We start from the raw sequence: 24,068 nt of genomic DNA, 5'->3' as shown, positions 1-24,068 counted from the left end.
ACGCCAATTCGCCAGGCATAATCTTGTGGAGTAAAACATGAGCAGCGATAAAATCGTTCATCTGACTGATGACAGTTTCGACACCGACGTGCTGAAAGCCGACGGCGTTACACTGGTAGATTTCTGGGCTGAATGGTGCGGTCCTTGCAAAATGATCGCGCCAATCCTTGATGAAGTTGCAGAAGAGTATGATGGCAAGCTGACCATCGCTAAGCTGAATATTGATGATAACCCAGGCACGGCACCGAAGTATGGCATTCGTGGTATCCCGACGCTGCTGCTGTTTAAAAATGGCGAAGTCGCCGCGACCAAAGTGGGCGCGCTGTCTAAAGGCCAGCTGAAAGAGTTCCTGAACGCCAATCTGGCGTAATTCAGGGCTGAATGTCCGGCAGTGGTGAATTTATCTCCTGCTGCTGGACGTTCGCTTTCAGGCGTGCTAATTTACCAGCACTGCATTACGAACTTACCTTGTAGTTAGCATCTAAAAGTTTTCCCTTGTTGAACCCTGTCGCCCTGTACATTATAAAGATAGAACGGTTCAGCAATCTTACGGTTAGCTCCAACTCTGGCATCACATTCGGACATCTCCCTGCATACCGATCGCCATTCCATACGATGATCGTCAGGAAGAGCTGAAAAGAGCCATTAACGGCATGGATTAGTTGCCATACCATTCACGACAAACATTCCGAGTATTACCCCGAGTTTAAGAACCCATCACTATGAATCTTACCGAATTAAAGAATACGCCGGTTGCTGAGCTGGTTACTCTCGGCGAAAATATGGGACTGGAAAACCAGGCTCGTATGCGCAAGCAGGACATTATCTTTTCAATCCTGAAGCAGCACGCGAAAAGCGGCGAAGACATCTTCGGTGATGGCGTGCTGGAGATCCTTCAGGATGGATTTGGATTCCTCCGTTCCGGAGACAGCTCCTACCTCGCCGGCCCTGATGATATCTACGTTTCCCCTAGTCAAATCCGCCGCTTCAACCTCCGCACTGGTGACACCATCTCTGGCAAAATCCGTCCACCGAAAGAGGGTGAACGTTATTTTGCGCTGCTGAAAGTTAACGAAGTTAACTACGACAAGCCGGAAAATGCGCGTAATAAGATTCTGTTCGAAAACCTCACGCCGCTGCACGCAAATAAACGTCTGCGTATGGAGCGGGGTAATGGCTCAACGGAAGATTTAACCGCTCGCGTACTGGATCTGGCATCGCCAATTGGTCGTGGCCAGCGTGGTCTGATTGTTGCACCACCGAAAGCCGGTAAAACCATGCTGCTGCAGAACATCGCGCAGAGCCTGGCGCACAACTATCCGGACTGTACCCTGATGGTACTGCTGATCGATGAGCGCCCGGAAGAAGTCACCGAGATGCAGCGTCTGGTGAAAGGTGAAGTTATCGCCTCAACCTTCGATGAGCCAGCTTCACGCCACGTTCAGGTTGCTGAAATGGTGATTGAAAAGGCCAAGCGTCTGGTTGAGCACAAAAAAGATGTCATCATCCTGCTCGACTCCATTACACGTCTGGCACGTGCTTACAACACCGTGGTTCCTGCTTCAGGTAAAGTCCTGACCGGTGGTGTGGATGCCAACGCCCTGCATCGTCCAAAGCGTTTCTTTGGTGCTGCACGTAACGTGGAAGAGGGCGGCAGCCTGACCATCATCGCGACCGCGCTGGTTGATACCGGTTCGAAGATGGATGAAGTGATTTACGAAGAGTTTAAAGGTACCGGTAACATGGAACTGCATCTCGCCCGTAAAATCGCTGAAAAACGCGTCTTCCCGGCGATCGATTACAACCGCTCTGGTACGCGTAAAGAAGAGCTGCTCACCTCTCAGGAAGAGCTGCAGAAGATGTGGATCCTGCGTAAGATTATTCACCCGATGGGCGAAATCGACGCAATGGAATTCCTCATCAACAAGCTGGCGATGACCAAAACTAATGATGAATTCTTCGATATGATGAAGCGTTCTTAATCCGATACTGCCTGGCCGAACCACAGATTCGGCTTTTTTAGTCCAGATGCGCAGAAAATCGACCTCACGCCACGTCTCAACGTGGCGTTTTTCATTTGTGAGCTATAGGATTGAACACTGGCAGGAGCATTTATAATGACTGTGGTAGCGATGGCGAACTTTTGACCGTTCGTCTGTCTCTTTATGCAGAATTCGGAATCCGACACAGCGATAGGCGCGTTTTTTCGCGTATTGTTGTGCGGGATGTTAGCTGAGAGCGTTTAACGTGAATTTACTCACTATGAGTACTGAGCTTGGTTTAATTTTTCTCTTTTCCCTGGCTTTCCTCTTTTTTGCTCGAAAAGCAGCTAAAAAAATTGGTTTAGTTGATAAGCCTAACTCACGTAAACGCCATCATGGCGCGATTCCGTTGGTGGGCGGCATTTCTGTGTTCGCAGGTATCTGCTTTACGTTTGCCATTACCAACTACTATCTGCCTCACGCGCTGCTCTATCTGGGCTGCGCCGGTGTTCTGGTGCTGGTTGGCGCACTGGATGACCGTTTCGATATCAGCGTCAAGATCCGCGCGGTGGTGCAGGCGATTGTCGCGCTGGTGATGATGTTTGGCGCAAAACTCTATCTGCTTAGCCTGGGCTTTATCGTCGGCCCGTTCGAGCTTATCGTGGGGCCCTTCGGCTATGTGCTGACGCTGTTTGCCGTCTGGGCCGCGATCAACGCCTTTAATATGGTGGATGGGATCGACGGTCTGCTGGGTGGGCTCTCCTCGGTCACTTTTGCCGCCATGGGGATCATCCTCTACTTCGACGGCCAGACCAGCCTCGCGATGTGGTGTTTTGCGATGATTGCCGCCACGCTGCCCTATATCCTGCTTAACCTCGGCTTCCTTGGCCGTCGCTTCAAAGTCTTTATGGGCGATGCCGGCAGCACCATGATCGGGTTCACCATTATCTGGATTCTGCTGGAAACGACGCAGGGTCTGAGCCATCCCATCACGCCCGTTACCGCACTGTGGCTTATCGCCATTCCTCTGATGGATATGGTGGCGATTATGTATCGTCGCCTGCGTAAAGGCATGAGTCCGTTCTCGGCTGACCGTCAGCACATCCACCATCTGATTATGCGTGCCGGCTTTACCTCACGTCAGGCCTTTGTACTGATTACCGTTGCGGCGGCTATTCTCGCCGGTATCGGTGTGCTGGGCGAATATCTGGCATTTATCCCGGAGTGGGTGATGCTGCTGCTGTTCCTGGGCGCGTTTATGGTTTACGGCTACTGCCTCAAACATGCATGGCGCGTGGCGCGACGTGTCCGCCGCATTAAGCGCCGTCTGAGCCATCATCGCGAAGCAAAAAACAAATTACCCTGAAAAGAGCTGATAAAGGATACCTCTGCCATGCCTTCTGACGTTGTGGACAACGAACTGGATATTCGCAGCTTTTGCTGCCGTTTATGGCGTGGCAAGCGCTGGATTATCGGGCTGGCGCTGCTGTTTGCTCTGGTCGCCTGGCTGGCCACGCTGCTGCTGAAACAGGTCTGGAGCACCACGGCGATCACCGATCGTCCGACGGTGAACATGCTGGGTTCTTACTATGCGCAGCAGCAATTCCTGACCAATCTGGATGTGCGCAACAACGCCTTAACCCTGGCCGCACCTTCACCTACGGTGATGGATCAGGTTTATCAGGAGTTCACCATGCAACTCGCCTCCTGGGATACGCGTCGTGAGTTCTGGCAGCAAACGGATTATTACAAGAGTCGTAAAACCGGCAATGCGCATAATGATGCCGCGCTGCTCGACGATATGATCGGCAATATCCTGTTCACGCCCGCTGACGCGGCACATAACCTGCCCGATAACGTCAAACTGAAAGCGGAAACCGCAGGCGACGCCAATAATCTGCTGCGTCAGTACATCGCCTATGCCAGTGAGCGCGCCGCGCGTCATCTGAATGATGAGCTAAAAGGTGCCTGGCGGGCGCGTACCGACCAGTTGCAGGCGCAGGTGAAACGTCAGGAAGATGTGGCTAATGCGGTGTTTCAGCGCCAGCAGCATCGGCTGGAGCAGGCGCTGAAGATCGCCAGCCAGCAGGGCATCAATGAGAAACAGACGCGTGAAGCGGGTGAAAATCTGGCAGACAGCGACCTGTTCCTGCTGGGCCAGCCCGTTTTACAGGGACAGCTGGATACGCTGCGCGCTACCGGTCCGGAGTTTGATATCAGCTATGATCAGAACAGAGCAATGCTGACCACGCTGCAGACCGGGCCAAAACTGAACAGCCAGTTCCAGACCTACCGTTATCTGCGTACGCCGGAAGAGCCGGTATCACGTGACAGTCCGCGACGTCTGTTCATGATGATTATGTGGGGTGCCATTGGGGCATTAACAGGCGCGGGAGTGGCGCTGGCACGTCGTCCGCGTCTGATGTCAGACACGCATGAGTGAGAGAAACAGTGTGAAAGTTCTGACGGTATTTGGTACTCGTCCCGAAGCGATCAAAATGGCACCGCTGGTTCAGGCGCTGGCGCAGGATCCCGCTTTCGAATCGCGACTGTGCGTCACCGCACAGCATCGCGAAATGCTCGATCAGGTGCTGCGCCTGTTCAAGCTGCAGCCGGACTATGATCTCAATATTATGCGTCCCGAGCAGGGGCTGACCGAGATCACCTGCCGCATTTTAGAGGGCATGAAAACCGTCCTGCTCGACTTCAAACCGGACATCGTGCTGGTGCATGGTGACACCACCACCACACTGGCGGCGAGCCTGGCGGCATTTTATCATCAGATTCCGGTCGGGCATGTGGAGGCCGGTCTGCGTACCGGCGATCTCGCCTCGCCATGGCCGGAAGAGGGTAACCGTAAACTTACCGGTCATCTTGCCCATCTGCATTTCACCCCCACCTCCCGATCGCGTCAGAATCTGTTGCAGGAAAATCTGCCCGATGCGCGCATTATCGTGACCGGCAATACGGTCATTGATGCGCTGCTGTGGGTTCGCGACAGGGTGCTGGATGACAGCAATCTGAATGCACAACTGGCGGCGCGCTATCCGTTTCTCGACCCGGATAAGAAACTGGTGCTGGTCACCGGACATCGTCGCGAAAGCTTTGGTGGCGGCTTTGAACGTATCTGCAGCGCGCTGGCGCAGATTGCCCGCCAGCATCCCGAGGCGCAGATTGTCTATCCGGTGCACCTTAATCCCAATGTCAGCGAGCCGGTAAACCGGATTCTCAGCGGCATTGAGAATATCATTCTGATTGAACCGCAGGAGTATCTGCCTTTTGTCTGGCTGATGAACCGCGCCTGGCTCATCCTCACCGACTCCGGTGGCATTCAGGAGGAAGCGCCTTCGCTGGGTAAACCGGTGCTGGTGATGCGTGACACCACCGAGCGGCCTGAAGCGGTCGACGCCGGCACCGTCAAACTGGTGGGGACCGATATCGCCCGAATCGTGGCGGAGGTCAGCAGCTTGCTGACTGACGACGCTGCCTGGCAGGCGATGAGCCACGCCCATAATCCGTATGGCGATGGCAAAGCCTGTGGTCGTATTTTACAAGCCTTAAAAGATAACCGAGCCGAATTATGAGTTTTGAAACCATCTCCGTGATTGGACTGGGATACATTGGGCTGCCGACGGCAGCCGTTTTTGCCTCAAAGGGAAAAAAAGTGGTGGGCGTGGATATCAACGCGCGTGCCGTTGAAACCATCAATCGTGGCGCGATCCATATTGTGGAGCCCGATTTAGATCAGGTGGTGCATGCGGCCGTTACGCGTGGCGATCTGCGCGCCACCACGCAGCCGGAAGCCGCCGACGCTTTTCTTATCGCCGTACCGACCCCTTTTAAAGATGAGCATCAGCCCGATCTGCGCTTTGTGAAAGCCGCGGCGGAGTCGATTGCGCCGGTACTGAAAAAGGGCGACCTGGTGATTCTGGAGTCGACCTCACCGGTGGGCAGCACCGAACAGATGGCCGACTGGCTGGCGGCGGCGCGTCCCGACCTGCGCTTTCCTCAGCACGGTGATACGCCCGATATTTTTGTCGCCTACTGTCCGGAGCGCGTGCTGCCTGGTCAGGTGATGGTTGAGCTGATTAACAACGACCGGGTGATTGGCGGCATGACGCCAGCCTGTTCCGCCCGCGCCAGCGAGCTTTATCGGCTGTTTTTAAAAGGCGAATGCGTTGAAACCAACGCCCGAACCGCCGAGATGTGTAAGCTGACAGAAAACAGCTTCCGTGACGTGAATATCGCCTTTGCCAATGAGCTGTCGCTGATTTGTGCCGATCAGGGGATTAACGTCTGGGAGCTGATTGCGCTGGCGAATCGCCATCCGCGCGTCAACATTCTGCAGCCGGGCCCAGGCGTCGGCGGTCACTGTATCGCCGTCGATCCCTGGTTCATCGTGGCGCAGAATCCTGAATTAGCCCGGCTGATCCGCACCGCGCGCGAGGTCAATGACGCCAAGCCGCAGTGGGTGCTGGACCAGGTGAAAACCGCGCTGGCGGACTGCCTGACACAGACCGGCAAGCGCGCCAGCGATATCACCATCGCCTGCTTTGGCCTGGCCTTTAAACCCAATATTGACGACCTGCGCGAAAGCCCGGCGGTGGGCGTGGCACAGAAAATTGCAGAGTGGCACAGCGGCACCACCTGGGTGGTTGAACCTCATATTGAGCAGCTTGCTGACGCACTGGCCGACAAAGCCGTGCTGGTCTCTGCCGGGCAGGCGCTGGAACAGGCCGATATTCTGGTGATGCTGGTCGATCACCGCGCCTTCCGCGCCATTGATGGTGCCAGCGTTCAGCAGAACTGGATTGTCGACACCAAAGGTGTGTGGCGATGAGGCGTTTTCTGATCACGGGCGGTGCCGGTTTTATCGGTTCCGCACTGGTGCGCTTTCTGATCGCAGAAACCGAACATCAGGTGGTGGTGGTCGATAAACTCAGCTACGCCGGAAATCTGGCGTCACTCGCCAGCGTTGCCGACTCGTCCCGCTTTCATTTTGAGCAGGTCGATATCTGCGATCGCCCGGCACTTGATCAGGTGTTTGCCCGTCATCAGCCAGACTGTGTGATGCATCTTGCGGCTGAAAGCCATGTGGATCGTTCAATTGACGGGCCGTTGGCCTTTATCGAGACCAATATTGTCGGGACTTATCAGTTGCTGGAAGCCGCGCGTTTTTACTGGCAAAACCTGGATGACGCGCGCAAAACCGCCTTTCTGTTCCACCATATCTCGACCGATGAAGTCTTTGGCGATCTGCATGACAGCCAGGCTTACTTCACCGAAACCACACCTTATGCGCCAAGCAGTCCTTACGCCGCCAGCAAGGCCAGTAGCGACCATTTAGTGCGGGCCTGGCTGCGAACTTACGGTCTGCCCACGCTGGTCACCAACTGTTCAAATAACTACGGCCCCTGCCATTTCCCGGAGAAGCTGATCCCGCTGACCATCATCAATGCGCTGGCCGGGAAAGCCTTGCCGGTTTACGGCAACGGACAGCAGATTCGTGACTGGCTCTACGTCGAAGATCACGCCCGCGCACTCTATCAGGTGGTCAGCCATGGCAAGCCAGGCGAAACTTATAATATTGGCGGCCATAACGAGCGACGCAATATTGAGGTGGTTGAAACTATCTGCAGCCTGCTTGAAGAGCTGGCCGCAGAGCAGAAACCTGCCGGGCTGGCGCATTACCGCGACCTGATTACCTATGTCACTGACCGCCCCGGTCACGATCAGCGCTATGCCATTGATGCCAGTAAAATCGCGCATGAACTTGGCTGGGTACCGCAGGAAACCTTTGAAAGCGGCATGCGTAAAACCGTGGCATGGTATCTGGCCAATCCCACCTGGTGGCAGGCTATTCTGGATGGCCGCTATCAGGGCGAACGCCTTGGCTTATCGCAATAAACCCGCGTAAGGAGCAGCGATGAAAGGCATCATTTTAGCGGGAGGGTCGGGCACGCGGTTACACCCGATAACCCGTGCAGTATCAAAGCAACTTCTGCCGGTTTACGACAAACCGATGATCTACTATCCGCTCTCCGTGCTGATGCTGGCGGGTATTCGCGACATCCTGTTAATTACCACGCCGGAAGATCGGGCGCAGTTTGAACGGCTGCTGGGCGATGGAAGTGAATTTGGGATACGCCTCAGCTATGCGGTGCAGCCAAGTCCCGATGGGCTGGCGCAGGCCTTTATCATCGGCGAATCCTTTATCGGCGAGGATAATTGCTGCCTGGTTCTGGGTGATAACCTCTATTTTGGCCAGGGCTTCAGCCCCAAGCTCCGGAAAGTTGTTGAACAGAATCGTGGCGCAACGGTGTTCGGCTATCAGGTCATGGACCCGGAACGTTTCGGCGTGGTGGAGTTTGACGATAACTTCAAGGCGATCTCGATTGAAGAGAAACCACAGCAGCCGAAATCGCGCTGGGCAGTAACCGGGCTCTATTTTTATGACAATCAGGTTATTGAATTCGCGAAACAGGTGAAACCCTCAGCGCGGGGCGAGCTGGAAATCACGGCCATTAACCAGATGTATCTGGAGCGTGGTGAGCTGACGGTCGAACTGCTGGGACGAGGTTTTGCCTGGCTGGATACCGGCACACACGACAGCCTGGTGGAAGCCAGCATGTTTGTGCAGACGGTGGAAAAACGTCAGGGCTTCAAAATTGCCTGCCTGGAAGAGATTGCCTGGCGTAACAGCTGGCTGAGTGATGACCAGCTGCGGGCCGCGGGTGAAGCGCTGACAAAAACCGGCTACGGCCAATACCTGCTGGATTTATTACATGCCCGTCCACGTCAATATTAATCCCCTTAGCTGGGAGAGCGCATTCTTCGGTGTGAATACCGTGCGGCTGGAGCCGCAAGGTGACATTCCGCTGGAACAGGCGCTGCGTCATCCCTGTGCGCTGATGCAGATAAAAGTCGCTGCCAGCGAGACTGCACTGATTGATACGCTGCAGCAGCATCAGTTCCGGCTGGCAGAAGGCGAAGCAGATCTGACGCTGGCGCTGAAACAGACTGAACGGCAGGCGGGAATTCGCATTGCGCGCGAAGCCCAGATCCCGCTACTGCGCGATGCTGCCTCACATCTCTTCAGCCAGAGTCGTTTTCGCGCGCCCTGGTATGCGCCGGACGCCAGCGGACGCTTCTATGCGCAGTGGATTGAAAATGCGGTGCGCGGGGCGTTTGACGATCAGTGTCTGGTGGCAAGCGATGCCGCGGGTCAGCTGCAGGGATTTGTTTCGCTGCGCGCGGTGGATGGCGATGCCCGCATTGGCCTGCTGGGCGTACTGCCCGACGCGCAGGGCCAGGGGCTGGGTCAGCGACTGATGCTGGCAGCAGCAGACTGGGCGCGGGTACGACAGCTGGCTCAGCTTCGGGTTGCTACCCAGCTCAGCAATCTCACGGCGATGCGCCTCTATTTACGCAGCGGTGCCCGGCTCGACAGCACCGCGTACTGGTTTTACAGGAAAGGTCATGATTCCATTTAATGCGCCCCCGATTGTGGGCACAGAAATTGAGTATATGCAGTCGGCGATGAACAGCGGCAAGCTGTGCGGCGATGGTGGATTTACCCGTCGCTGTCAGCAGTGGATGGAGCAGCGTTTTGGCAGCAAAAAAGTGCTGCTGACCCCCTCCTGTACCGCTTCGCTGGAGATGGCGGCGCTGTTAATCGATCTGCAGCCCGGCGATGAAGTGATTATGCCGAGCTACACCTTTGTCTCTACCGCCAACGCCTTTGTGCTGCGCGGCGCCCGCATTGTGTTTGTCGATGTGCGCCCGGACACCATGAACATTGATGAAACGCTGATCGAAGCGGCCATCACTGAAAAAACCCGCGCCATTGTGCCGGTGCATTACGCAGGCGTGGCCTGTGAAATGGACACCATTATGGCGCTGGCGGCAAAGCATAAGCTGTTTGTGATTGAAGATGCGGCGCAGGGCGTGATGTCACGCTACAAAGGTCGTGCGCTCGGCACCATCGGTCATATTGGCTGCTTCAGTTTCCACGAAACCAAGAACTACACCGCCGGCGGCGAAGGTGGCGCGACGCTCATTAACGACGCCAGCCTGGTCGAGCGCGCCGAGATCGTGCGGGAAAAAGGCACCAACCGCAGCCAGTTCTTCCGTGGTCAGGTCGATAAATACACCTGGCGCGATATGGGATCGAGCTATCTGATGGCCGATCTGCAGGCAGCCTATCTCTGGGCGCAGCTGGAAGCCGCTGAAGGTATCAACCAGCAGCGGTTACGCATCTGGCAGCGTTACTACGATGCGCTGCAGCCGCTGGCGGCTCAGGGACGCATCAGCCTGCCGGTGATCCCCGCCAGCTGTGAACACAATGCGCACATGTTCTACATCAAACTGCGCGATCAGGACGATCGTCAGGCGCTGATAAACTGGATGAAAGAAGCCGAGATACTGACGGTGTTTCACTATATTCCGCTGCACAGTTCGCCCGCCGGTGAGCGGTTCTCGCAGTTTGTCGGCGACGATCGCTTTACCACGCGGGAAAGTGAACGCCTGCTGCGTCTGCCGCTGTTTTATAACCTGTCGGATAATAATCAGAGCACGGTTATCAGCTCACTGCTGAGCTTCTTTTCCTGATGTCATTAGCCAGAGCCTCAGTGTGGACCGCATCGTCCACGCTGGTAAAAATTGTGGCCGGCCTGCTGGTCGTCAAACTGCTGGCGGTCAGCTTCGGACCCGAGGGTGTCGGCCAGGCGGGGAACTTCCGTCAGTTGATCACCGTGCTGGGTGTGCTGGCGGGCGCAGGCATCTTTAATGGCGTTACCACCTATGTGGCGCAGTATCAGCAGCAGCCCGAACAGTTGCGGGCGATGGTGGGCACGGCATCAACCATGGTGCTGGGCTTTTCCGGTGTGCTGGCGCTGCTGTTTCTGCTGGCGGCGGCACCCATCAGCATCGCGCTGTTTGGTCACGACCGCTATCAGGGCGTCATCCGCGTGGTGGCCTTTCTTCAGCTCGGCATCGCCTGGGCCAACTTTACCCTTGCACTGCTGAAGGGCTATCGCGACGCGCGCGGTAATGCGCTGGCGCTGATTCTCGGCAGCCTGATTGGCGTGGCAGGCTATCTGCTCTGCTGGTGGCTGGGTGGCTATCAGGGTGCGCTGACCGGGCTGGCGCTGGTACCGGCTTTGCTGCTGCTGCCTGCACTCCTGATGCTGAAACGCCGTGCGCCGCTGCCGCTTAGCTGGCTGCGACCGCAATGGCATCCTGAGCTGGCCCGTAATCTGGCAAAATATACGCTGATGGCGCTGATCACCGCCGTGACCCTGCCGGTCGCCTGGGTGCTGATGCGTAATCTGCTGGCGGAGCAGCAGGGCTGGGCACAGGTCGGATTGTGGCAGGGCGTCACCAGCATTTCCGATGCCTATCTGCAGTTTATTACCGCGACGTTTAGCGTCTGGCTGCTGCCGACGCTGGCGCGGCTGGATAACAAACGTGACATCGCGCGCGAGATTGGCCGTGCACTGCGCTTTGTCCTGCCCGCCGTAGCGGTTGCCAGCCTGGGTGTCTGGGTACTGCGCGATTTCGCCATCAGCCTGCTGTTCTCTGAAGCGTTTCGCGGGATGCGCGATCTCTTTGTCTGGCAGCTGTGCGGCGATGTTTTTAAGGTCGGCGCCTATGTTTTCGGATATCTGGTTATCGCCAAAGCCTCGCTGCGCTTTTATGTTCTGACTGAGATCAGCCAGTTCCTGTTGCTGACGCTGTTTTCACGCTGGTTGATCCCGTTACATGGCGCGACGGGTGCGGCGCAGGCCTATATGTTTACCTATATGGCTTACTTTGCCCTGTGTTGTGGCGCTTTTATTGTTTACTGCCGGAAAAAATGACTTTAATTCACGTTTTGGGATCGGACATTCCCCACCACAATCTTACGGTGCTGCGCTTTTTCAACGACGTACTCAGCGTTGAGCAGCCTGCGGCTGCGCCACGCCATTTTATGGTGGTGACGCAGCAGCCCGAGAGCCTGACGCCGTTCAGTGCGTTGCAGATCGAGTGCTTTACCAGCAAGAAAGCGCTGGCGCAGGCGGTACTGCAGCGCGCCAGAAATCGTCAGCAGCGTTTTTTCTGCCACGGACAGTTTAACCCGTGGATCTGGCTGGCGTTACTCAGCGGTAAGCTGCGTCGTTCACAGCTGTTCTGGCACGTCTGGGGCGCCGATCTTTATGAAGATTCGCGCAGCCTGAAGTTCCGTCTGTTCTATCTGGTCCGCCGGATAGCGCAGGGGCGGGTTGCACAGGTTTTTGCGACCCGGGGCGACCTGCATCACTATCAGCAGCGCCATCGGCGCGTACCCGGTTCACTGCTCTATTTTCCCACCAGAATGCCCGCCGCAGCCGTTGAATCTGTCCCGTCGGAGCCTTTTACGCTGTTGCTGGGCAACTCGGGCGATCCGAGTAACCGGCATATCGAAGGCTTAAAAGCGATTCACGCGCAGTTTGGCGAGCAGGTGCGTATCGAGGTCCCTTTGGGCTATCCGCCAGGTAATGAGGCTTATATCAGCCAGATTCAGGCCGCTGCCGATGCGCTGTTCCCGAACGGGCAGGTGAATCTGATGCGTGAAAACCTGGCGTTTGATGATTACTTAGCCCTGCTGGCGCGCTGCCATGTCGGCTATTTTATGTTTGAACGTCAGCAAGGGGTGGGAACACTCTGCCTGCTGATCCAGGCCAACGTGCCGTTTGTCCTGACCCGCAAAAATCCATTCTGGCGTGATGTGGCAGAGCAGCAGCTTCCGGTATTGTTCAGCGAAGATACGCTGTCGCCTGCGGTGATCGCCGAGGCACGTCGTCAGCTGATAAGCTGTGATAAACAGGCTATCGCCTTTTTTGCGCCGGGTTATCTGGCGGGCTGGCGAGCCGCGTTACAGCTCAGCGAAGGGGAGTTGTCATGAGTCTTATGCAGTTTGGCGGCCTGCTGGTGGTCTATCTGCTGTCGCTGGTTTTTATTCTGACCCTGACCTGGCGGGAGTTTAAGCGCGTCCGTTTTAACTTTCATCTGTTCTTCACGCTGCTGTTCTTACTGACCTTTTACTTCGGCTTCCCGCTGACCTCCGTGCTGGTGTTTCGCTTTAATGTTGAAGTGGTGCCGGTTGAGAACCTGCTGGAGGCGCTGCTGTCGGCCACGGCTTTTTACGCCATTTATTACGTCAGCTATAAAGTGCGACTGAAACCCGCCAGCGCGTCTCCGGTGAAGCCCTGGCTGCAGATGAATCGCGTCGAAACCCATCTGACCTGCGTGATCCTGGCGCTGGTGGCGCTGGGTACGGTGACGGTGTTCTTCATTCATAACGGTTTTCTGCTGTTCCGCCTGACCGCCTATAACCAGATTTTCTCCAGTGAAGTGTCGGGTGTAGCGCTTAAGCGCTTCTTCTATTTCTTTATTCCGGCGATGCTGATCCCCTACTTTTTGAGCCCGACACCCCGCAACTGGCTGCTGTTCCTGGTGGTGACCGTTGCCTTTGGTTTACTGACCTACGCGCTGGTGGGTGGTACCCGCGCCAATATCATTATTGCGTTTGCCCTGTTCCTGTTTATCGGGATTACCCGTGGCTGGATCACTTTGTGGATGCTGGCGACGGCGGGCGTGCTGGCGATTGCAGGAATGTTCTGGCTGGCACTGCGCCGCTATAACCTCGACGTTATGGGCGATGAAGCGTTCTATACCTTTCTGTATCTGACGCGTGATACCTTCTCGCCGTGGGAGAATCTCGCCTTGCTGCTGGATAACTACGCCAGAATTGAGTTTCAGGGGCTGGCACCGCTGTGGCGTGATTTCTACGTTTTCATTCCGACCTGGCTCTGGCCGGATCGGCCGCTGGCAGTGTTAAACAGTGCTAACTACTTCACCTGGGAAGTGCTGAACAACCATTCTGGCCTGGCGATTTCACCCACGCTGATAGGGTCGCTGGTGGTGATGGGCGGCGTCTGGGCGATTCCGATCGGTGCGGTCGCGGTAGGGATGATTATAAAAGCCTTTGATGCGATCTATCAGCGTGGCTGCCTTGAGACCAACCGTTACACCGGCGCCATCCTGCAAAGCTTCTGTTTTGGCGCGGTCTTTAACATGATCGTGCTGGCACGCGAAGGCCTTGATGCGTTCGGTTCACGCGTGGTGTTTTTCTGCATCATTTTTGCTGCCTGTCTGGGCATGGCTAAATTACTTTTCTGGTTACTGGATCGCGCAGGTTTGATTCGCGACCGCAGCAGGCGGGTGTTGCACAGCCTGCTCTGAGTAGCCTCTGGGATTGACGGAAGATATGACAAAGTTAACTGAGACGCCGCAGTACCGGATTCGCGGCGTTGAGTTGTATGGCTTCGAAAACATGCCGTCGGCGGTGAATTTTCTGATGCCGCCGCACAGCGTACGCAGCGGTATTTTAGTGGCGATTAATGCGGAGAAGATCCTGACCGCTGAGCGGGATGAGGGATTACGTACGCTGTTAGCGCAGGCGGAATATGCATACGCCGATGGCATCAGCATTGTGCGCTCGATTCGTAAAAAGTATCCACACGCGTCGGTGCAGCGCATTGCGGGTGCTGATTTATGGGAAGCGCTGATGGAACGCGCCGGGCGGGAAGGGACGCCTGTTTTTCTTATCGGCGGTCGTCAGCAGGTGCTGGATGAAACCTGCGATAAGCTACGTCGTCAGTGGAATGTGAATATTGTCGGGGCGCAGGATGGCTATTTTGCGCCAGCCGATCAGGATGCGCTGTTTGCCCGGATTGCGGCCAGCGGCGCGAAGCTGGTGACTGTAGCGCTGGGGTCGCCCCGTCAGGAGCTGTTGATGCTGGCGTGCCGTGCGCACTGGCCTGATGCGCTCTATATGGGCGTGGGTGGAACGTACGATGTTTTCACCGGCCATGTGAAGCGAGCGCCTGAGATTTGGCAGCGGCTGGGGCTGGAGTGGCTCTATCGTCTGATTCGGCAGCCTGGCCGCCTGCGCCGGCAATTAAAACTGCTTAAATATTTGCGCTATCACTGGCGTGGCGATCTCTGATATTGCTGATAAATGCCGCATTTTTACGCGTTGTGAGAGAGGAAATGCACTATTTGTCGACAAAATGCACAAAGCGTAATCAAACGCGTCTTTTTATTTAAAAAGCACTAGACACGATGGGCGCTTATCTCTAGTATGCACATCCGCAACGGCGCTACGCGCCCGTAGCTCAGCTGGATAGAGCGCTGCCCTCCGGAGGCAGAGGTCTCAGGTTCGAATCCTGTCGGGCGCGCCATATCGTTTGTGCGCATGAGCTTCGGTGGTTGATTTACCGCGGTTGGCAGTAGAGATTTAAATGCTGCAGGTTTTTAACTTGTGACATTAAGTATTGTGGTGGCTATAGCTCAGTTGGTAGAGCCCTGGATTGTGATTCCAGTTGTCGTGGGTTCGAGTCCCATTAGCCACCCCAGATTTTGCTGGGAAACGCGAAGGTGGCGGAATTGGTAGACGCGCTAGCTTCAGGTGTTAGTGTCTTAACGGACGTGAGGGTTCAAGTCCCTCTCTTCGCACCAGGCAAAACAGTTAAAAAAATCGGCGAGTAGCGCAGCTTGGTAGCGCAACTGGTTTGGGACCAGTGGGTCGGAGGTTCGAATCCTCTCTCGCCGACCATTTTAGAAACCTGTCTGAAAAGACAGGTTTTTTTTCGTCTGCAGAAAAGAGGATGAGGACCTCCGAAGGAGGTTTAGGTGGGTACAGCTAAATAAGTTTGCTGTAAATCCGAGCCTGCGAAGGGAACATGGTCAGATCGGAAAGTCGCTTAAGCCATCCATGGCCGCTCGGCCCACACGATTACGCACCTCATCCCTGAGGTGCGCCCGTAAACGGGCCAACGCTTTGCGTTGTTCAAAAACGCTCCCGGCGTTTTTGTCCCTGGCGTGGGACGCTTTCCTCTTCTGACCATGCTCCCTGCGCGTTGAGCTTATGCGCTGTGGTCAGATGCATCCGGGTTTAGATCTGTCATTTGTCTGAAGCGTCCTTGTAAGTATCAGATTCGTCTGCCATACGTGAAGCGAAGGGAGCATACGCCTGTAGCAAAGCATCGCGCCGCCCGGATAAAAACGCCGGGAGCGTTTTTGAACAACGCAAAGCGTTGGCCCGGCTACGGGCGCACCTCAGGGATGAGGTGCGTAATCGCCCGCGCTGAGCCCGCCAGGGATGGCGTCTTTTGCGTCTTTGCGAAAGGCGTATGCTCCCTGAAGCCCGCACAGCAGTGAGAGCGGGCTGCTTGTTAGCTAATCCTTTGATGCCAGCTCACCCTTGATTTCGCCAGTTGTCAGATAAAGTTGCTTAAACAGTAGCAACAGCGTCGTGAATTGCCGACAAATAAGTCATTGTTATTGTTGAGTTCACAGAGAGATTGACCTTGCTGTCTCCATTCAGAGACAGAGAAAATGCCAGCTGTCGCTGGATACCGACATTTCCCGACAGGCCTGTTGAATGAAGCTTTGAGCTAATTCTTTAACATGCTGATTTATTGTGATTTTAAAAATAATCATAAACCTGGCATGGCTTGTGCAATACTTCTGCTGTAGATGCTCATTCCACCTCTTATGTCTGCTGATGCTACATAAACCTGGGAATGATGCAGAGCCAATTTTAGGTACCTGTTGTCTGCCTGCCTGTATCGCGAAAGCCTTACAGGGTTAACAGACACCACGTTGAGTCAGGTACCTCCCGGTTGTCTTACCGACCTGATCTTACACCTGCCACTGGCAGGTGTTTTTTTTTGCCTGCGAAAGCGTGCTGGCAGATTGCGGGCACAAAAAAGCCGGGCAAGCCCGGCTTTATCAGGTATGAAAAGAGGATCAGGCGTTGGGATTGTTCTTCAAGGTGAGCAACAACCCTTCACGACGCATCTTCGCCGCTTCTTCCGGGCGACGCAGACGATCATAAACATCCGCCAGCCATGCATAATCAAACGCGTCAGGACGCTGTGCCAGCGCCTGCTGCAGTGCCTCAGCAGCCTGCTGCCATTCACCATGACGCATCAGCAACTGCCCCAGCGTACTGTGCAGCAGCGGTGTTGCGCCGTGTTGTTTGATTTGCTGGCGCAATACTTTCTCCAGCGCTTCCGGATTACCGCTTTTGATGCGAGGCATCAACAGTACCAGACGATCGTCATAATGACGCTTGAGGCCCTCCAGCACGATCGATTGCGCGGTGTCGTGATCGTTGCATTCAATCAAATGATCCGCCATGGCCACCTGCAGCGTCGTTTCCTGACGGGTTTTGCGGCTCAGATCGTTCCACCAGCGCTTCAGCCCATCGCTGCCCTGGTCGGCCATCGCCTGATTCATCAGACCCAGCCAGGCCTGCTGCTGTAATGCATCACGATGCAGCTCATCGCCGACCTGCGCCTTCTGCATGGCGGGCAGAATATCCAGCAATGCACTCCAGGCACCAGTACGGACATACGCCTGTTCGGCCAGGCGCAGCACTTCAGGATGACGCGGTGCCACTTCCAGCAGACGGTCAATGCTATGACGCGCAGCATGATCTTCGTTACGTGCCAGCTGAATACGTGCGCGGGCAATTTCTACCGGAATGGTGTTGCTCTCCGACAGCTCTGCAGCACGTTCAAGATGCTGATTGGCACGGATTTCATCACCACGCTGTTGCGCAGCTTCTGCTGCCAGCAGGTAGTTCGCCACTGGCACATCAGCGTGATCGGCATCTTTAGAAAGCAGTTTTTCCACCTGACGGTGATCGCCTTCTGCCAGCTTCATCAGTGCCGACTGAGTATGACGCTGGGCGCGACGGCGTTTACGTCCGGTAAACCAGCCACGGGTACGCGCGCCGGTGTGCAGCACGCGGCGCAGCAGCCATTCCACGGCCAGAATCACCAGCAGGCTGAGGATGAGGATAATGACCAGGCCGGTGACGCTGGTTTCGATGTTCCAGTTATCGGTCTGAATCAGCACGTAACCCTGATGACCGGCAATCATCGGTCCCAGCACCACGCCAGCAATCAGCAGGATAAAGAGGATAAATACCTTAAGCATGCTTAGCCTCCCTGCTGATTAGCAGCGGCAGAAGGTTGCGCTAACAGGTTCCGGACGCGGGTCTGCATCAGCTGTTCCAGCAACGGCTGACTTTCCAGGTTATCCGGCAGGTCCATATTGATGTTCTGCTGGCTCAGCTCATCCAGCTGGGCAAGGAAGGCTTTAGTAGCGGCATCATTGGTGTCGTACCAGGCGCGAACCCACGCGGACACGGTGTCGATAGATTGTTTATAAATCTCATCCTGATGACGCGGTACCGCCTGAGCAGCAATCAGCAGACGCGAGCGGATATTCTCACGCAGGTAAACATCCTGATTAGGTGCCAGCAGCGGCTGGGCGGTGTTATCGCGGCGGCGGATGGTAATAAAATCATCCATAAAGTTATGCCAGCTTTTCACCAGATTCTGACGCCATTCGCGCACGGAACCTGACAGTTCACCGCCATCGCTGTCCATCGGCGCATCATCGCTGTCATTATCGGCCAGACGCAGATTATCAACGTTGTTCGACAGCTGGTTCAGTTTGAGGATCACGCCGTCATAATCGACCTGCGTAACCGAAGAGAGGTTACTGATATCCTGGGTCAGCGCACGACGCACATTCATGACGCTGGGATCGTTCATGTCGGCCAGGCTGGCATCGGCGCTTTTCAGCAGAGCAGCGGCGGTGGTGACATCCTGGTCGCTCCAGAGTTTGCGGCCAGCCAGTTTCACCAGATAGTCCGCCTGTGCCAGCAACCAGCTGCGCACGTCGTTGCCAGAAATCACGGCCACTTTTTCACGCAGGGTTTCCAGCTCTTTTGCTGACGCGTTCTGCTGTGTCTGGGCTGTCTGCAACGCGGTTTCAGCGCCGCTCAGTTGCTGAGTCAGCTGCTGTTTGTCGCTGCTGGCCTGCTGTTGCAACGCGCTTAATTGTTCGCTCAGCTTCTGATTGGTTTGTGCCTGTAAATCAGCCTGATGTTTCCCGTTAAGGTATAAACCCGCACCAATCGCCAGCGCAATGACAATCGCAACTGCACCCAGCACCATGCCACCATTTTTCGCATTACGCGGTGGTGTGCTGTTGCTGGAAGGAGAGCGGTCGACCGCTGGGGTGGTTTCTTCAACCATGGCGGAGGAGTCTTTTTGTTCCGTCATATGTGGCACATCCCATTGTTAAAGTTCAGCGTAACGCGCGCAGCAGCGCATCGTTATCGGCACCATCGGCTACCTGAATATCCTGCCAACCCAATCCTGCGGCCAGGGTAGCCAAACGTTCACTGACGACAACCAGTCGGCAGTTGAGCAGCCATTCCTCGCGATCAACTGCGGGGAACAGCGAAAAAAGCTGTTGTAACATTTCACCGCTGGTCACCACCAGCACGGAGACACCGCGATCGCGCCAGCGGCGTCCTTCAACGGGTCCATCATAATACTTCTGGCAGCGCTGATAACAGGCTGCAAACGACACCTCAGCACCTCGCCGGGTTAACGTCTGAGCCAGCAACTCGCGTCCGGGATCGCCACGCAGGATCAGCGCACGTTTACCGGCAACCTGCTGAAGGGTATTCAGCCGGATCAATTCTTCACTGGTTTCATGCGCATGAGGCCAGGTTACCTGCTGTCCGCTGGCGGTATGAAACGCCAGGGCGGTGCTGCGACCAATTGCATAATAGTCCAGCTCAGCGGGCCATGCTGTGACGGTGTGTTGTGCGTAATGTATAACCTGCTGAGAAAGGATAAAAACCAGGTCGCCAGGGCGAAGTGCGGCGAGCTTTTGTGGCAGAGATGTGAGATCAGCGCCCGGCGCAAATTCTATCAGCGGCAGGCTCCACGCCTGTTTGCCAAGGGCATGCAGGCGTGACACCAGCTCTGCCGCTGCGGGTTCCGGGCGCGTCACCAGAATGGTCATGCCGGCGGCTGCCCCTGGTAAACTTCTTTCAGGATTTCACGCGCGCCGCCATTCAGCAGTTCATCGGCCAGTGAAATACCCATCTGTTCAGCCTGAGCGCGGGGACCACGGCGTTCGCCGCTGACCATGACCCGGCCATCCGGTGCGCCGACCATGCCGCGCAGCCAGAGGTCATCGCCTTCCAGCACCGCGAAACTGCCGATTGGCACCTGGCAGCCACCCTCTAAACGGGTATTCATGGCGCGCTCCGCTCGGACACAGACTTCGGTGTCATCGTGATTCAGCGCCTGCAACAGGCCAATTAAGGTGGTGTCGTCCAGACGGCATTCAATGCCGACCGCACCCTGACCCACGGCGGGCAGGGAAACTTCGGCAGGCATCGCCTGACGAATGCGATCTTCCAGCCCCAGGCGTTTCAGCCCGGCGACAGCAAGAATAATCGCGTCATACTCTCCGGCATCAAGCTTGCCGAGGCGGGTGCCGACATTGCCTCGCAGCGAGCGGATAACCAGGTCCGGACGGCGCGCACTAATCTGGCACTGACGGCGCAGGCTGGACGTGCCGACAATGGCACCCTGTGGCAGCGCGTCGATGGAGTCATAATGATGAGAAACGAACGCATCGCGTGGATCGTCGCGCTCGCAGATGGTTACCAGGCCCAGACCTTCCGGGAAATTGACCGGCACATCCTTCATCGAGTGCACCGCCATATCGGCACGGCCATCCTGCATCGCCAGCTCAAGCTCTTTGACAAACAGCCCTTTGCCACCCACTTTTGCCAGCGGCGTATCAAGGATAATGTCACCTTTCGTGACCATAGGCACCAGCTCAACGCGCAGTCCCGGATGGGCACTCATGAGTCGTTGCTGTACATAATGTGCCTGCCATAATGCGAGCGGGCTTTGTCTTGTAGCAATTCTGAAAATTTTGTCTAACATGCTGTTAACCATTTTTATCGTTCACTGAATATCCTATCATCTCTGGGTGAAGACTGTCAGTTTCAACGGATTGAAAACGGCCTGCGTGCGGTTTCAGGCCGGTTTATTAAGCCATAACGTGGGAACCAGAGCTGAAAAGGCGGGAAGCTGGTAAGAACGTGCTAAACTGTCAGGTAGCGCAACTTTCTTTACGGTCAATCTGCAGGGTGTTAGATTGATCACGTTTCCAGCAATTATCTGCCCACTTTTTTACTTTATAAGCGGCAGAGTGTGGAAACAGGGTGCTTAAACACTGGGACAATCAGGCGAAACGTCTTGTACCTCTACATTGAGACACTGAAACAGAGACTGGATGCAATCAACCAGCTGCGCGTTGATCGTGCGCTGGCTGCTATGGGACCCGCTTTTCAGCGCGTCTACAGTCTGCTGCCAACCTTATTACATTATCAACATCCGCAGATGCCGGGTTACCTTGAAGGTAGCGTTCCACATGGCATCAGCTTCTTCACGCCTGATGAAAATCAGCGTCAGCTGCTGGCCGATCTCACCGGCGACAGCGATCTGCGTCATGCCGATGCGCCGAAAGGCGAAATGCCGATTACGGCGATCTATTCTATGGGCAGCACCTCATCTGTCGGCCAGAACAGCGTCTCGGATCTCGATATCTGGGTCTGCCATCAATCCTGGCTTGATAATGAAGAGCGTCTGAATCTGCAGCGCAAATGTACGCTGCTGCAGAAGTGGTGCGTTTCAATGGGCGTAGAGGTGAGTTTCTTTCTGATTGATGAAAACCGCTTCCGCCACAACGAAAGCGGCAGTCTGGGCGGTGAAGATTGCGGTTCAACACAACACATTTTACTGCTGGATGAGTTCTACCGTACGGCAGTTCGTATGGCGGGTAAACGGATCCTGTGGAATATGGTGCCGGGCGAAGAAGAGCACAATTACGACGACTACGTAATGTCGCTCTACGCCAAAGGCGTGCTGACCCCTAATGAGTGGCTCGATCTTGGCGGCCTCGGCACGCTGTCGGCGGAAGAGTATTTCGGCGCCAGCCTGTGGCAGCTCTATAAAAGCATCGACTCCCCGTATAAAGCCGTACTGAAAACGCTGCTGCTGGAAGCCTACAGCTGGGAATACCCCAATACGCAGCTACTGGCGATGGATATCAAACAGCGCCTGCATGACGGTGAAATCATCTGCTTCGGGCTTGATCCTTACTGCATGATGCTGGAGCGCGTTACGCACTATCTGACCAGCGTTGACGATCAGCCGCGTCTTGACCTGGTGCGTCGCTGTTTCTACCTCAAAGTGTGTGAAAAGCTCAGCACCGAAGATCATCAGCACCGCACCGGCTGGCGTCGCGAAATTTTATCGCAGCTGGTCAAAGAGTGGGGCTGGAACGAAGAGAAGATTGCCATTCTGGACAACCGTGCTGAGTGGAAAATCGAGCGGGTGCGCGAAGCCCACAATGAATTGCTGGATGCGATGATGCAGAGTTATCGCAACCTGATCCGCTTTGCCCGCCGCAATAACTTAAGCGTCAGCGCCAGCCCGCAGGATATCGGTGTGTTGACCCGTAAACTGTATGCCGCGTTTGAAGCACTGCCGGGCAAAGTGACGCTGGTGAATCCGCAGATTTCGCCCGATCTCTCCGAACCCAATCTGACCTTTATTCATGTGCCGCTTGGCCGCGCCAACCGTTCCGGCTGGTATCTCTATAACCAGGCGCCGGACATGGATTCGATTATCAGCCATCAGCCGCTGGAATATAACCGCTACCTGAACAAGCTGGTGGCGTGGGCGTGGTTCAACGGACTGCTGACCCGTAAAACCCGGCTGCATATTAAAGGCAATGAGGTTTGCGATCTGGCGCGTCTGCAGGAGCTGGTTAACGATGTTTCCAGCCACTTCCCGCTGCGTCTGCCCTCGCCAACGCCAAAAGCGCTCTACAGTCCGTGCGAAATCCGGCACCTTGCGATTATTGTTAACCTTGAACACGATCCGACGGCGGCCTTCCGCAATCAGGTGGTGCACTTCGACTTCCGTAAGCTGGATGTCTTTAGTTTTGGTCAGCAGCAGCAGTGCCTGATTGGCAGCATCGATCTGCTTTATCGCAACTCCTGGAATGAGGTGCGTACGCTGCACTTCAGCGGCGAACAGGCGATGATCGAAGGGCTGAAAACCATTCTCGGCAAGATGCATCAGGATGCTGCACCGCCCGATACGGTGGAGGTGTTCTGCTACAGCCAGCATCTGCGCGGTCTGATTCGGACGCGGGTACAGCAGCTGGTCTCAGAATGCATTGAGCTGCGCCTCTCCAGCACACGTCAGGAGCCGGGTCGCTTTAAAGCGCTGCGTATGGCGGGCGAGACCTGGGGCCTGTTCTTTGAACGCATGAGCGTTTCGGTGCAGAAGCTGGAAAACGCGGTTGAGTTTTATGGCGCGATCTCCAACAACAAGCTGCACGGACTGTCGATCAAAGTCGAAACGAATCAGACGCCGCTGCCACCGGTGGTCAATGGGTATGCCAGCGAAGGCATTATTCAGTTCTTCTTTGAAAACACCACTGATGAGCGCGGCTTCAATATCTACATCCTCGATGAGACCAATCGGGTTGAGGTCTATCATCACTGTGAAGGCAGCAAAGAGGAGCTGGTGCGCGACGTCAGCCGGTTCTACTCCTCATCGCACGATCGCTTTACCTATGGTTCAAGCTTTATCAACTTCAACCTGCCGCAGTTCTACCAGATTGTGAACACCGGTGAGCGATTCCAGGTGATTCCGTTCCGTAGCCAGACGCTGACGCAGCTGTGTACCTCGCAGCCTGACAACGACAACAGCGACTATCAGCCACGCTATCAGGTGCACTGATGCTGACGGGCTGCCTGCGCTCTGCAGGTGGCCGCTATCTTCCCGGCTTGTCACCCGCTTCACGCTATTTGCGGGCATTTCCTGTTGCTTTTCCACCTTCAACTGCGATGATAAGCATCCAGGTAAAGGACATGAAGAGCATAAAGAATGAAGAAAGTAATAAGCCTGTTGGCCATGACACTGGCAGTAATCAGCCTTGCAGGTTGTGGTCTGAAAGGACCGCTCTACTTCCCGCCGAAGGATCAGCCGAAGAAACAACAAGCCCCAACCGACCGCCAGAAAGCGGATGCCTCTAAAGCCGATGTCGGCGGGCTGGTTACCGGCAATTCAGGCGTAAAAGCGAACTAATCTG

20 protein-coding genes and 4 tRNA genes are annotated in these 24,068 nt (G+C 55.5%); 20 read left to right on the top strand and 4 right to left on the bottom strand.

Annotated elements, in window-relative coordinates:
- Nucleotides 1–37 precede the first annotated feature (37 nt).
- The 18 genes from trxA to OK409_RS13575 all read left to right on the top strand — a co-directional run bounded on the left by trxA (nucleotide 38) and on the right by OK409_RS13575 (nucleotide 15,621).
- Nucleotides 38–370 (top strand): thioredoxin TrxA, encoded by a 333-nt coding sequence (gene trxA / locus OK409_RS13660; protein WP_003851963.1) that lies wholly within the window; start codon nucleotides 38–40, stop codon nucleotides 368–370.
- A gap of 352 nt (nucleotides 371–722) precedes the next feature.
- Nucleotides 723–1,982 (top strand): transcription termination factor Rho, encoded by a 1,260-nt coding sequence (gene rho, locus OK409_RS13655; protein ID WP_010257369.1) that lies wholly within the window; start codon nucleotides 723–725, stop codon nucleotides 1,980–1,982.
- A 280-nt stretch (nucleotides 1,983–2,262) separates the two neighbouring features.
- Entirely contained in the window at nucleotides 2,263–3,348 is a 1,086-nt protein-coding gene (gene wecA, locus OK409_RS13650; protein ID WP_022624853.1) for a UDP-N-acetylglucosamine--undecaprenyl-phosphate N-acetylglucosaminephosphotransferase, read from the top strand.
- Nucleotides 3,349–3,375: 27 nt separating this feature from the next.
- Entirely contained in the window at nucleotides 3,376–4,425 is a 1,050-nt protein-coding gene (gene wzzE / locus OK409_RS13645; protein WP_010257365.1) for an ECA polysaccharide chain length modulation protein, read from the top strand.
- A gap of 10 nt (nucleotides 4,426–4,435) precedes the next feature.
- The gene (gene wecB / locus OK409_RS13640) at nucleotides 4,436–5,566 is read left to right on the top strand and encodes a non-hydrolyzing UDP-N-acetylglucosamine 2-epimerase (protein ID WP_010257363.1); all 1,131 of its coding nucleotides are present in this window, start codon (nucleotides 4,436–4,438) and stop codon (nucleotides 5,564–5,566) included.
- Entirely contained in the window at nucleotides 5,563–6,822 is a 1,260-nt protein-coding gene (wecC, locus tag OK409_RS13635) for a UDP-N-acetyl-D-mannosamine dehydrogenase (RefSeq protein WP_010257361.1), read from the top strand. Before wecB ends, wecC begins: the two co-directional genes overlap by 4 nt.
- Nucleotides 6,819–7,889 carry a dTDP-glucose 4,6-dehydratase gene (gene rffG / locus OK409_RS13630; protein WP_033780850.1) on the top strand — a complete coding sequence of 357 codons (1,071 nt, stop codon included), beginning with the start codon at nucleotides 6,819–6,821 and terminating at the stop codon, nucleotides 7,887–7,889. Before wecC ends, rffG begins: the two co-directional genes overlap by 4 nt.
- Nucleotides 7,890–7,908: 19 nt before the next feature.
- Nucleotides 7,909–8,790, top strand: coding sequence for a glucose-1-phosphate thymidylyltransferase RfbA (gene rfbA, locus OK409_RS13625; RefSeq protein ID WP_010257356.1), 882 nt, complete (start codon nucleotides 7,909–7,911; stop codon nucleotides 8,788–8,790).
- Nucleotides 8,768–9,475 carry a dTDP-4-amino-4,6-dideoxy-D-galactose acyltransferase gene (gene rffC / locus OK409_RS13620; protein ID WP_264367149.1) on the top strand — a complete coding sequence of 236 codons (708 nt, stop codon included), beginning with the start codon at nucleotides 8,768–8,770 and terminating at the stop codon, nucleotides 9,473–9,475. The genes rfbA and rffC overlap by 23 nt, the downstream gene beginning before the upstream one ends.
- Nucleotides 9,462–10,592, top strand: coding sequence for a dTDP-4-amino-4,6-dideoxygalactose transaminase (rffA, locus tag OK409_RS13615; protein ID WP_010257349.1), 1,131 nt, complete (start codon nucleotides 9,462–9,464; stop codon nucleotides 10,590–10,592). The genes rffC and rffA overlap by 14 nt, the downstream gene beginning before the upstream one ends.
- Nucleotides 10,592–11,842: a lipid III flippase WzxE gene (wzxE, locus tag OK409_RS13610; RefSeq protein WP_010257347.1), complete on the top strand. Its 1,251-nt coding sequence runs from the start codon at nucleotides 10,592–10,594 to the stop codon at nucleotides 11,840–11,842. Before rffA ends, wzxE begins: the two co-directional genes overlap by 1 nt.
- Nucleotides 11,839–12,906 carry a TDP-N-acetylfucosamine:lipid II N-acetylfucosaminyltransferase gene (locus OK409_RS13605; RefSeq protein ID WP_033780854.1) on the top strand — a complete coding sequence of 356 codons (1,068 nt, stop codon included), beginning with the start codon at nucleotides 11,839–11,841 and terminating at the stop codon, nucleotides 12,904–12,906. Before wzxE ends, OK409_RS13605 begins: the two co-directional genes overlap by 4 nt.
- Nucleotides 12,903–14,246: an ECA oligosaccharide polymerase gene (wzyE, locus tag OK409_RS13600; RefSeq protein ID WP_264367148.1), complete on the top strand. Its 1,344-nt coding sequence runs from the start codon at nucleotides 12,903–12,905 to the stop codon at nucleotides 14,244–14,246. Before OK409_RS13605 ends, wzyE begins: the two co-directional genes overlap by 4 nt.
- 25 nt (nucleotides 14,247–14,271) lie before the next feature.
- Entirely contained in the window at nucleotides 14,272–15,012 is a 741-nt protein-coding gene (gene wecG / locus OK409_RS13595) for a lipopolysaccharide N-acetylmannosaminouronosyltransferase (RefSeq protein WP_010671671.1), read from the top strand.
- A gap of 158 nt (nucleotides 15,013–15,170) precedes the next feature.
- Nucleotides 15,171–15,247, top strand: a tRNA-Arg gene (locus OK409_RS13590).
- Between the two features lie 98 nt (nucleotides 15,248–15,345).
- Nucleotides 15,346–15,421 (top strand) — tRNA-His (locus OK409_RS13585).
- Between the two features lie 16 nt (nucleotides 15,422–15,437).
- Nucleotides 15,438–15,524, top strand: a tRNA-Leu gene (locus tag OK409_RS13580).
- A gap of 20 nt (nucleotides 15,525–15,544) precedes the next feature.
- Nucleotides 15,545–15,621, top strand: a tRNA-Pro gene (locus tag OK409_RS13575).
- Between the two features lie 1,196 nt (nucleotides 15,622–16,817).
- On the opposite strand, the gene hemY is transcribed toward OK409_RS13575, so the two are convergent.
- Genes hemY through hemC form a run of 4 tightly spaced genes read right to left on the bottom strand, consistent with a single transcriptional unit; the run spans nucleotide 16,818 to nucleotide 20,842 of the window.
- Nucleotides 16,818–18,014, bottom strand: a complete 1,197-nt coding sequence (gene hemY, locus OK409_RS13570) for a protoheme IX biogenesis protein HemY (protein ID WP_010257339.1) — start codon at nucleotides 18,012–18,014, stop codon at nucleotides 16,818–16,820.
- Nucleotides 18,015–18,016: 2 nt separating this feature from the next.
- Nucleotides 18,017–19,150 carry a uroporphyrinogen-III C-methyltransferase gene (gene hemX / locus OK409_RS13565; RefSeq protein ID WP_010257336.1) on the bottom strand — a complete coding sequence of 378 codons (1,134 nt, stop codon included), beginning with the start codon at nucleotides 19,148–19,150 and terminating at the stop codon, nucleotides 18,017–18,019.
- A 25-nt stretch (nucleotides 19,151–19,175) separates the two neighbouring features.
- On the bottom strand, nucleotides 19,176–19,904 hold the full coding sequence (gene hemD, locus OK409_RS13560) for a uroporphyrinogen-III synthase (protein ID WP_033767572.1): 729 nt from the start codon (nucleotides 19,902–19,904) through the stop codon (nucleotides 19,176–19,178).
- Complete coding sequence (gene hemC / locus OK409_RS13555; RefSeq protein ID WP_033780891.1) at nucleotides 19,901–20,842, bottom strand: hydroxymethylbilane synthase; 942 nt, start codon at nucleotides 20,840–20,842, stop codon at nucleotides 19,901–19,903. Before hemC ends, hemD begins: the two co-directional genes overlap by 4 nt.
- Nucleotides 20,843–21,157: 315 nt before the next feature.
- Here hemC and OK409_RS13550 point away from each other — a divergent pair, with 315 nt between their 5' ends.
- Nucleotides 21,158–23,716, top strand: a complete 2,559-nt coding sequence (locus OK409_RS13550; protein WP_264367147.1) for a class I adenylate cyclase — start codon at nucleotides 21,158–21,160, stop codon at nucleotides 23,714–23,716.
- Between the two features lie 147 nt (nucleotides 23,717–23,863).
- Entirely contained in the window at nucleotides 23,864–24,064 is a 201-nt protein-coding gene (gene lptM / locus OK409_RS13545; RefSeq protein WP_010257328.1) for an LPS translocon maturation chaperone LptM, read from the top strand.
- The last annotated feature ends 4 nt before the right edge of the window (nucleotides 24,065–24,068 follow it).

The sequence above is a fragment of the Pantoea sp. RG18 genome, assembly GCF_025910075.1.
GTDB lineage: Bacteria > Pseudomonadota > Gammaproteobacteria > Enterobacterales > Enterobacteriaceae > Pantoea > Pantoea agglomerans.
The sequence above is the reverse complement of the archived record's forward strand: the minus strand, read 5'-3'. Positions and strand labels throughout refer to the sequence as shown.

Coding starts and splice junctions, on each gene's coding strand:
- trxA (WP_003851963.1), top strand. CDS start 38: ATGAGCAGCGATAAAATCGTTCATCTGACTGATGACAGTTTCGACACC.
- hemD (WP_033767572.1), bottom strand. CDS start 19,904: ATGACCATTCTGGTGACGCGCCCGGAACCCGCAGCGGCAGAGCTGGTG.
- wzxE (WP_010257347.1), top strand. CDS start 10,592: ATGTCATTAGCCAGAGCCTCAGTGTGGACCGCATCGTCCACGCTGGTA.
- hemC (WP_033780891.1), bottom strand. CDS start 20,842: ATGTTAGACAAAATTTTCAGAATTGCTACAAGACAAAGCCCGCTCGCA.
- hemY (WP_010257339.1), bottom strand. CDS start 18,014: ATGCTTAAGGTATTTATCCTCTTTATCCTGCTGATTGCTGGCGTGGTG.
- lptM (WP_010257328.1), top strand. CDS start 23,864: ATGAAGAAAGTAATAAGCCTGTTGGCCATGACACTGGCAGTAATCAGC.
- wzzE (WP_010257365.1), top strand. CDS start 3,376: ATGCCTTCTGACGTTGTGGACAACGAACTGGATATTCGCAGCTTTTGC.
- wzyE (WP_264367148.1), top strand. CDS start 12,903: ATGAGTCTTATGCAGTTTGGCGGCCTGCTGGTGGTCTATCTGCTGTCG.
- wecA (WP_022624853.1), top strand. CDS start 2,263: ATGAGTACTGAGCTTGGTTTAATTTTTCTCTTTTCCCTGGCTTTCCTC.
- rffC (WP_264367149.1), top strand. CDS start 8,768: ATGCCCGTCCACGTCAATATTAATCCCCTTAGCTGGGAGAGCGCATTC.
- OK409_RS13605 (WP_033780854.1), top strand. CDS start 11,839: ATGACTTTAATTCACGTTTTGGGATCGGACATTCCCCACCACAATCTT.
- rfbA (WP_010257356.1), top strand. CDS start 7,909: ATGAAAGGCATCATTTTAGCGGGAGGGTCGGGCACGCGGTTACACCCG.
- rho (WP_010257369.1), top strand. CDS start 723: ATGAATCTTACCGAATTAAAGAATACGCCGGTTGCTGAGCTGGTTACT.
- rffG (WP_033780850.1), top strand. CDS start 6,819: ATGAGGCGTTTTCTGATCACGGGCGGTGCCGGTTTTATCGGTTCCGCA.
- hemX (WP_010257336.1), bottom strand. CDS start 19,150: ATGACGGAACAAAAAGACTCCTCCGCCATGGTTGAAGAAACCACCCCA.
- rffA (WP_010257349.1), top strand. CDS start 9,462: ATGATTCCATTTAATGCGCCCCCGATTGTGGGCACAGAAATTGAGTAT.
- wecC (WP_010257361.1), top strand. CDS start 5,563: ATGAGTTTTGAAACCATCTCCGTGATTGGACTGGGATACATTGGGCTG.
- wecG (WP_010671671.1), top strand. CDS start 14,272: ATGACAAAGTTAACTGAGACGCCGCAGTACCGGATTCGCGGCGTTGAG.